Genomic DNA, 1,862 nt, shown 5'->3' with positions numbered 1-1,862 from the left:
AAAGCTGTAAGGGGTGGGTACCGCCTGGCACCCACCCCACAGCGAATTCGATCGGCTAGTCACCGGTCAGTTTCTCTCTGATTGCAATTGACAGGGTCTTTGACCTTTCGCCGCCATCTTTAATGCTGGCAGCGACTTGATCTCCGCCACAGATTATTTCACCACCCCAGTTGAAAAGCCAATCCGAATTCGCTCCAATGATCCGGGCGATCTCTGTATGGCTTTTCATCTGAGCTTCAGTGACATTCGCAGCTTGAATCTCGTACAGTTCCACACCTATCCACCTTGCAATGCCACCTACCGCGCACTCGACAAAGCGGGAATCGAATACAACGTCATCGACATCACCGAAAACGCACAGGCCCGCGACTACGTCATGAGCCTCGGATACCTGCAAGCCCCCGTCGTCGTCGCAGGAGACGTTCATTTTTCGGGATTCAGACCCGATGAAATCTCCAAGCTCGCATCAGTCGCCTGACATCACCCACGAGAAGAATTGAGAATCGACATGACGACGCATTCGCCTTCACCCCCGACGCAGACTTCATCGAGCGTGAACTGGACACCGCACTCCGCAGCGACAACGAAGCCGTTGTTCGTGCAATCCGCACCATGCTCGCCGCCCTCGACGGTTCCCTCGCCGGAATCAGCGACGCACGCGACGAACTGCGCCCCCTCTATCTCTAGTTTTGCGCAGTGCTCCGGCGTTCACGCCGGGGGTGAAGCGCATCCGGTTTTCTGGACCCGTGTAGCGAGGGCCCGCTGTGGGTTAGACGGGGCGTTGTTGGCTTTCGATGTAGTGCTTGACCACGGCCAAAGCAGCAACCCGGCACGCGCAAGCCCTCGACACGCACCGCACCCGGATCGACGCCGCAGCAGCAGCCGAAGAAGAACTCGACCGCCGCCAACAACTCACACCGACCCTCCGGAGCTAAGAACAACGACTACGAACCGCCATCACCGACCGGAAAACAACAAACCCCGCCGACGAGTGCGCATCGACCACACCCACCCCGCAGCCACCCGCGAATACCAACGCCAACACCGCAACACGCCCAAACCCGGACAACAGCCCGACACCGGACGCGCCACCGGGCTCTGAACACCGCCAGATCCGTGCGGCAGCATGCCCCTCCACGCGCGCTATGCGTGTCGTTCTCCACCGACCAACCGCACCTGGTGCTCGCAGAACTGACCTCGTGGCGCGAAACGGCGACCGCGATCGCCGCCGGCCTCGGCCAGGCCGACCTCGAATGGCTGGACACCCCAGAAGACGACACGATGGTGGAGCGTCCGTAGCGGCGGCAGGAAACGCGGCGAGCTCGTACCTCGACCGACGAAGAAGACCGAATACGAGATCCGCTTCGCGACCAACAACGCACGCAAAGGCTGGCAGGACCTCACCGCGGTGATCCGCAACCCGTTGGCGGAGACCTGGGATTCCCTGACAAGAACCCCACTGGTGGTCGATCCGAAAAACTACCCGCTACGCGGCGACTTCGCCGTCATCACTCGCGACGGCATGACTCACCAGCGATGGCAGCACAAACCCACACGGCGAGGCGATGCCCGCATCTGGTTCTACGGTACACAGCCTCGTTCATGATTTTTTTCACCTGGTGAATCTTGTTGGCACGAAAAGAAAGAACACCAATCCGGACCGTGGAATCCGGCAGCATCCCCGCTGCACACGGGCCGACTCGTCGATTTCCATTCCTGCTTCACTCGACTGACGAGCCCTCCGTCAGGTTATCTATTTGATTCCTGCGGCATCGAGGACCGATTGCGGGCTCCCGCACAGTTCGGTGCTGTCGATCGCATTGCCCTCACCGGTATGACCTGTGTATTCCAGGAGTCCTTGC

Annotated in this window: 4 protein-coding genes and 1 pseudogene; 4 read left to right on the top strand and 1 reads right to left on the bottom strand. The window is 59.9% G+C overall.

Annotated features, from left to right (window positions below; genetic code table 11):
- Positions 1–55 precede the first annotated feature (55 nt).
- Complete coding sequence (locus tag RhoBH5_RS32510) at positions 56–274, bottom strand: hypothetical protein (RefSeq protein ID WP_270009636.1); 219 nt, start codon at positions 272–274, stop codon at positions 56–58.
- On the opposite strand from RhoBH5_RS32510, the gene RhoBH5_RS32505 reads away from it, so the two are divergent.
- The 4 genes and pseudogenes from RhoBH5_RS32505 (at position 254) to RhoBH5_RS32490 (ending at position 1,606) form a co-directional block, all read left to right on the top strand.
- Positions 254–478: a glutaredoxin domain-containing protein gene (locus RhoBH5_RS32505; protein WP_270009635.1), complete on the top strand. Its 225-nt coding sequence runs from the start codon at positions 254–256 to the stop codon at positions 476–478. The two genes, RhoBH5_RS32510 and RhoBH5_RS32505, sit on opposite strands and share 21 nt — an antisense overlap.
- Before the next feature lie 325 nt (positions 479–803).
- On the top strand, positions 804–935 hold the full coding sequence (locus RhoBH5_RS32500; protein WP_270009634.1) for a hypothetical protein: 132 nt from the start codon (positions 804–806) through the stop codon (positions 933–935).
- A gap of 217 nt (positions 936–1,152) precedes the next feature.
- Positions 1,153–1,299: pseudogene (locus tag RhoBH5_RS32495) on the top strand (prevent-host-death protein); the annotation flags it as partial.
- A gap of 109 nt (positions 1,300–1,408) precedes the next feature.
- A complete protein-coding gene (locus tag RhoBH5_RS32490; protein WP_270009632.1) occupies positions 1,409–1,606 on the top strand; it encodes a hypothetical protein in 198 nt (65 codons plus the stop codon).
- The last annotated feature ends 256 nt before the right edge of the window (positions 1,607–1,862 follow it).

Origin of the sequence: Rhodococcus sp. BH5 (genome assembly GCF_027583855.1) — a bacterium.
GTDB classification, from domain to species: domain Bacteria; phylum Actinomycetota; class Actinomycetes; order Mycobacteriales; family Mycobacteriaceae; genus Rhodococcus_F; species Rhodococcus_F qingshengii.
The sequence above is the reverse complement of the archived record's forward strand: the minus strand, read 5'-3'. Positions and strand labels throughout refer to the sequence as shown.